Raw genomic sequence first — 6,000 nt, forward strand, 5'->3', positions numbered from 1 at the left:
CGCGACCTACGGATATGCGTCACTGGCGGCGGATGCAGCATACCAGCGCATGTGACATGTCAGGCCACCAGCCGCCGCGCGGCCCGCCCGCGCGAGGCAGGCTTGCGGCTGCGCGGGGCGGGGAGACAGGGGGCGTGACCAGGACCGAAGGGCGGATCCGGCTGGCGATGCACGCCGGGTTCTTCCTGCTGCTCGCCGCGTCCGCGTCCCGGTTCGTGGCCGGGCACGGCCTGCACGGCGCGACGCCGCTGGTGCTCGCGCTCTGCGGGGTGCTCGGCACCGGGTACGCGCTGGGCGTCGTCCTCTGGGACGCGCTCGGCCGCCGTGGCCGTCTCGCCTGGCTGGCCGCCGTGGTCGCGTGCTGGCTGGCGCTGGTCGCCGCCGCCCCGAGCTTCGCCTGGTGCGCGGTGCCGCTGTTCTTCGCCGCGCTGCGGCTGCTGTCGCCGCGCGCCGCCGTCGCCGCCGTCGTGGTGATCACCGGCGCGGTGATCTTCGCGGGCCTCTACCTCGCGGACCGGGCGGACCCGAGCCTGGTGCTCGCCCCGATCGCGGTCGCCGCGATGGCCGCCGTCATCTTCCTGGAGCTGCAGCGGCTCGTGGACGAGCTCGTCCGCACCCGCGGCGAGCTGGCCGACACCCAGCGCACGGCGGGCGTCCTGGAGGAGCGCGAACGGCTCTCCCGCGAGATCCACGACACGCTCGCGCAGGGCCTCGCCAGCATGGAGATCCTGCTCCAGGCCGCCGACCGGCAATGGGACGCATCGCCGGAGGACGCGCGCCGCCACCTGCGGCAGGCCGCCGACGCCGCCGCCGTGAACCTTGACGAGGCGCGCCATTTCGTCCGGGCGCTGGCCCCGCCCGCGCTGGCGTCCGGGTCCCTGATCGCGGCGCTCGGCGAGCTGGCGGGGGACGGAGCGGAGGCGGGCCCGCGGGTACGGTTCCGGACGGAGGGGGACGAGTACCCCCTGGACGTCGAGGTGCAGGCCGTACTGCTCCGCGTCGCGCAGGGCGCCGTCGCCAACGCGCGCGAGCACGCGGGCGCGGCCACGATCATGATCACGCTGACCTACCTCGACGACGCCGTGTCCCTGGACGTCGCCGACGACGGCTCCGGGTTCGACCCCCGGACCGCCGCGTCCGCCGGGGGACGCGGGTACGGGCTCCGCGCCATGCGGGACCGGCTGGCCGAGGTCGGCGGCTCCCTCACGGTCGAGAGCACCCCGGGCGCCGGGACGGTCGTCGCCGCCACCGTCCCCCGGGCACCGGCGCGGGAGGACGGGGAGTGACCGTGGTCCGGGTGACGATCGTGGACGACCATCCCGTCGTCCGGGCCGGGCTGCGCGCGCTGCTCGGCGGCGAGCCGGACATCGAGGTCGTCGCCGAGGCGGCGGACGGCGAGGAGGCGGTCCGGCGGGTCGGCGCCGTCCCGACCGACCTCGTCCTGATGGACCTGCAGCTCGGCGAGGGCATCGACGGCGTCGAGGCGACCCGGCGGATCCTCGCGCTGCCGGACCCGCCGCGCGTCCTCGTCCTCACCACCTACGACTCCGACGCCGACATCTCCCGCGCGCTCGCGGTCGGCGCGGCGGGCTACCTGCTCAAGGCCGGCCCGCCGGACGAGCTGTTCCGCGGCATCCGCACGGCCGCGCGCGGCGAGACGGCGCTGTCGCCGCGGGTCGCGACCCGCCTGATGGACCGGATGCGCGAGGACGCGCCCGCGCTCAGCCCCCGCGAGATCGAGATCCTCGAACTGCTGGCCGAGGGCCTGTCCAACCAGCGGATCGCGCGGCGCCTGTTCATCAGCGAGGCGACCGTCAAGACGCACCTGGTGCACATCTTCGCCAAGCTCGGCGTCGAGACCCGCACGGCCGCCGTCACCGCGGCCGTCGAGCGCCGCCTCATCCGCCTCCCCGGCTGACCGCCGTCCGGTCGATGCCGCCATCAACCCATCGGTTGATTTCGCCGTTCTCGTTTGGCGCCGTCCTTTTCCGATGCCTAGTCTCCGCTGACCGGCCGAAATCCGGCCGGACGCCGAATCCCCCGAAAAGGGGGAGCCGGGGACCCAGGTTCGTTGGGGTGAGTCCGCTGTCCGCCAGCGGTAGGGCCGTCTCCTGGCCCGAACCCGTCAGCTAACCCGGCAGGCGGAAAAGGAGAGGTGGACGCCGGTGCGAACGGGCATCCAGAAAACGATCAGAACGCGTGGCCGCCGCAGAATGCTGCTGATGGGCTCGGTGCTCGCCGCCGGGGTGATCACTCCCCTGGCGGTCACCGCCGGAACCGCGGACGCGCCCGAGACCGGTACGACGGCGAGGACCGCCGCCGCGCCGCTCGGCGAGAAGGCGGCCCCGCCCGCCGCGAAGGCGCCGCCCGCGGCCAAGGCCCGCCCTTACGGTGTGGACGTCTCGCACCACGACAAGGGATTCGACTGGAGCCAGACCAAGCTCGGTTTCGGAATCGCCAAGGCCACCGAGGGCACCGCGCACAAGGACACGACCTTCACCCGCAACTGGACCCAGATCCAGCAGAACGGCCTGGTCAGAGGTGCCTACCATTACGGGCGTCCGAAGAACGATCCCGTCCGGGAGGCCGACCACTATCTCCGGGTGGTGACGTCCGCCGGGCTGGAGAAGGGCGACCTGCTCATCCTCGACCTGGAGACCACGGACGGCCGGTCGGCGCGCGAGGTGAACGGCTGGGCCAAGCGCTGGCTGGAACGCGTCCAGCAGAAGACCGGCGTCAAGCCGATGTTCTACAGTTCCCGTTCCTTCGCGGAGGAGCACGGCAAGGGCCTCGGCGAATATCCGCTGTGGGTCGCGCATTACGGAAGGCCTCCGGGCAAGGTCAGCGCGCCTTCGCCGTGGAAGCAGTGGGCCATCCACCAGTACGCGGCCACCGACCACGACCACAATGTGTCGCGCCTGTCCGCCGACCAGCTTCGTGAACTCGGCTACAAAGCCGCCTGAGCCCTGAGACCCGGTGCGGGCGGCGGTGAAGAACCGCCGCCCGCATCGCTATTTCCGCCAGCAGGCCGCCCGGCGGGCGGGACGCCGGCTCAGGCGCCCATTGGGGGATGGCCGGTGGTGTTCAGGTCTTCGGTTAGGCGGTCGATGACCGAGGTCGAAAAGGGGCTCTCGGCGTCCGGCGTGACGATCGTTACCAGGTGGAGGTCCGTGCCGATGAGCGTGACGTCGTAGGGGGTGAATCCCAGGCCGTTGTCGCCGTACGGATTCTCCAGGACCCGGGCCGTGAGCCGCGGTACCCGGCAGGGCTCGAAGCTGATCATCAACGGGCCCGTGCCGGTGGGGGACAGGTAGTAGCCGTCCTCGTCCCACCTCTGGACCATCTCCTCGTCCTCGGCGACGAGCACCTCGGCCCGCCCGGCGGGGATGTCGCGGTCCGGGCCCCAGCGGCGGAAGGACGGGTCGTCCCCCGGTTCGACGGCGACGCGCAGGTCCGGCCGGTCCCGGTGCAGCCGGTCCACGAACCGCCGTACGGCACGGGACGGAGGCTGCGCACAGACGAGCACGGTGTCGTATCCGGTGATCACCCCAGGGATCCAATCGTGTCCGGGCCGTTGGGCGGGTGCCGTTCTGCATACCGGAATCTTTTGGACGCCTGCCGGATCGTCGTGTGAGGGTGGTCACGATCGTACCGAACGATCGGTACATTCTTGGTCGGATCCTCCAGGGAGAACCCATGTGCGAGCTTCTCAACCAGGCCGCGGCGAGCGCATCGGCGACCGGGCGGTCCGGGCCGTCCGAGCGGTCCGGGCCGTCCCGGCGCGGCGTGCTCGGCGGAATCGGGACCGCCCTGCTCGGCGGCGGGATCGCGATGACGGCAGGCATGCCCGGCGCGCAGGCCGCACCGCGGCCCGGGGCACGGCACCGGACGCGCCTGGTCCTGCTCGGTACCGGCGGCGGGCCGATCGTGCTCAGCGGCGACCGGATGGGCATCTCCACGGCCGTCGTCTACAAGAACAACGTCTACGTCGTCGACCTCGGCCATGGAGCGACGGTGCAGCTCCTCCGCTCGGGCCTGCTCGGCGACCCGTCGGCGCCCGCCAACGTCCGCGGGATCTTCTTCACGCACATGCACTCCGACCACACCGTCGAGTGGCCGTCGCTGTACACCACCGCCCACATCAACCTGCTGCGGGCACGGTCCGGTGAACCGTTCCGCGTCTTCGGGCCCGGCGACCGGCCGGTCCCGCCGCGCACGTTCCCGCCCGACCGTCCCGCCCCCGGACCGGTGAACCCGGACGGCCCGATCTCCGGGATATCGGCCATGACCGGCTACCTCAAGCAGGCGTTCGCCGCCGACTTCGAGGACCGCATCCGCGACGCGAACATGACCCACCCCGACAAGCTCTTCGAGACCCACGACATCGACATCTCGCGGTACTGGACCGTCGACGCGCCCGGAATCCCGCCCCGGCTGCCCGCCGGGACCCGCATCCCCGTCTGGCGGGACGGCGACGTCACGGTCACCGCGACGCTCGTCGACCACCGTCCGACCGCCCCGGCGTTCGCGTTCAGGTTCGACACCCCGGACGGGTCGGTCGTCGTCTCCGGCGACACCGCCCCCTCGCAGAACCTGATCGACCTGGCCCAGGGCGCCGACTACCTGGTGCACGAGGTGATCGACCCCAAGTACGTCGACGAGCTCGCGGCCACCCTCCCGCCCGAGATCCGCGAGCCCGCGCGCCAGCACCTGCTCGCCTCGCACACCACCATCGAGCAGGTGGGACGGGACGTGGCCGAACGGGCCGGAGCGCGCAACCTGGTCCTGACCCACCTGGTCCCGATGAACAACCCCGTCAGCCGCTGGCGCGCCGCGCAGCGCGGCTACTCGGGCAAGCTCATCGTCGGCCAGGACCTCATGCAGCTCGGGGTGGGCACCCACCGGGTCCGGTAGCCGACCCCCGCGGGCCAAGATGTACGCGATCACCTTCGGGGTATGAACGCCCGGTCCCCTTCGCCGGGGACGGGACGGACGGACGGGAACGCGTATGGCTGACGAGGTCACCGGCATCGTCGGGGCGGGCATCATCGGGCTGGCGCTCGGCCGGGAGATCGTCGCGCGCCGCCCGGGGACGCGGGTCATCGTGCTGGAGAAGGAGGACCGCGTCGCCGTTCACCAGACCGGCCGCAATTCCGGGGTCGTCCATGCGGCATCTACTACAGGCCCGGCAGCCTCAAGGCGGAACTGTGCACGCGCGGCAAGGCCCTGCTGCGCGAGTACTGCGCCGAACGGGGGCTCCCCTACGACGAGTGCGGCAAGCTCGTCGTCGCCGTCGACGGGGAGGACCTCGCCCGCCTGGACGACCTCGAAGCCCGCGCCGGTGTGAACGCCGTCCCCGGCATGCGGCGCCTGGACGCGGTGGGCATCCGCGAGATCGAACCGCACGCGGTGGGCCTGGCGGCGCTGCACTCCCCGCACACCGCGATCACCGACTACACGCGCATCGCCCAGGCGTTCGCCGACGACATCACCGGCGCGGGCGGCGAGATCCGGTTCTCCTTTCCCGTCGCGCGCATTGAGGCCGTCGATGGCGGGCTGGAGGTCGCGTCCGCCGAGCAGGCCGTGCGGGTCGACCACCTGATCATCTGCGCGGGCGTCCACGCCGACGTCGTCTCCGGCCTGGCCGGCGACGTCCCGGGGCCGCGGATCATCCCCTTCCGGGGCGAGTACATGACCATCGTCCCGGAGAAGGCGCATTTGGTCCGCGGCCTCATCTACCCCGTCCCCGACCCGCGGTACCCCTTCCTCGGCGTGCACTTCACCCGGCGGGTGTCGGGCGAGGTCGAGGTCGGGCCCAACGCGGTCCTGGCCCTCGCCCGCGAGGGATACCGCCGCGCGGACGTGTCGCTGCGCGACCTGCGCGCCATCGCCGGCTGGCCCGGCACCTGGCGGATGGCGCGGCGGCACTGGCGCACCGGCGTCCACGAGATGCACGGCTCGGTGTCCAAGCGCGCCTATATGAAGGCGGCGCGGCGGTAC

Annotated in this window: 6 protein-coding genes, 1 pseudogene and 1 riboswitch; of the genes and pseudogenes, 6 read left to right on the forward strand and 1 reads right to left on the reverse strand. The window is 72.5% G+C overall.

The window, feature by feature from the left end:
• Positions 1-134: 134 nt before the first annotated feature.
• From E1264_RS18330 to E1264_RS18340, 3 genes are all read left to right on the forward strand, one after another.
• Positions 135-1,286 (forward strand): sensor histidine kinase, encoded by a 1,152-nt coding sequence (locus E1264_RS18330; RefSeq protein ID WP_243711005.1) that lies wholly within the window; start codon positions 135-137, stop codon positions 1,284-1,286.
• Positions 1,287-1,288: 2 nt separating this feature from the next.
• The gene (locus E1264_RS18335) at positions 1,289-1,918 is read left to right on the forward strand and encodes a response regulator transcription factor (protein WP_207936000.1); all 630 of its coding nucleotides are present in this window, start codon (positions 1,289-1,291) and stop codon (positions 1,916-1,918) included.
• Between the two features lie 101 nt (positions 1,919-2,019).
• Positions 2,020-2,160: riboswitch (cyclic di-AMP (ydaO/yuaA leader) on the forward strand.
• Between the two features lie 62 nt (positions 2,161-2,222).
• Positions 2,223-2,963: a glycoside hydrolase family 25 protein gene (locus E1264_RS18340; RefSeq protein WP_132175042.1), complete on the forward strand. Its 741-nt coding sequence runs from the start codon at positions 2,223-2,225 to the stop codon at positions 2,961-2,963.
• A gap of 89 nt (positions 2,964-3,052) precedes the next feature.
• Here E1264_RS18340 and E1264_RS18345 read toward each other — a convergent pair whose 3' ends face one another.
• Positions 3,053-3,547 (reverse strand): hypothetical protein, encoded by a 495-nt coding sequence (locus tag E1264_RS18345; protein WP_132175044.1) that lies wholly within the window; start codon positions 3,545-3,547, stop codon positions 3,053-3,055.
• Between the two features lie 149 nt (positions 3,548-3,696).
• Here E1264_RS18345 and E1264_RS18350 point away from each other — a divergent pair, with 149 nt between their 5' ends.
• The 3 genes and pseudogenes from E1264_RS18350 to lhgO all read left to right on the forward strand — a co-directional run.
• Positions 3,697-4,914, forward strand: coding sequence for an MBL fold metallo-hydrolase (locus E1264_RS18350; protein ID WP_207935999.1), 1,218 nt, complete (start codon positions 3,697-3,699; stop codon positions 4,912-4,914).
• Between the two features lie 94 nt (positions 4,915-5,008).
• Positions 5,009-5,110 (forward strand): annotated as a pseudogene (locus tag E1264_RS46240) (hypothetical protein); the annotation flags it as partial.
• 116 nt (positions 5,111-5,226) lie between these two features.
• On the forward strand, positions 5,227-6,000 hold a 774-nt coding region (gene lhgO, locus E1264_RS18355; protein ID WP_347813403.1), incomplete at its 3' end, for an L-2-hydroxyglutarate oxidase.

Origin of the sequence: Actinomadura sp. KC216, assembly GCF_004348535.1 — a bacterium.
Lineage (GTDB): Bacteria > Actinomycetota > Actinomycetes > Streptosporangiales > Streptosporangiaceae > Spirillospora.

What these genes read in the sequence shown, in the direction of transcription:
- E1264_RS18340 (WP_132175042.1), top strand. Translation starts at nt 2,223, where the DNA reads ATGGGCTCGGTGCTCGCCGCCGGGGTGATCACTCCCCTGGCGGTCACC.
- E1264_RS18350 (WP_207935999.1), top strand. Translation starts at nt 3,697, where the DNA reads ATGTGCGAGCTTCTCAACCAGGCCGCGGCGAGCGCATCGGCGACCGGG.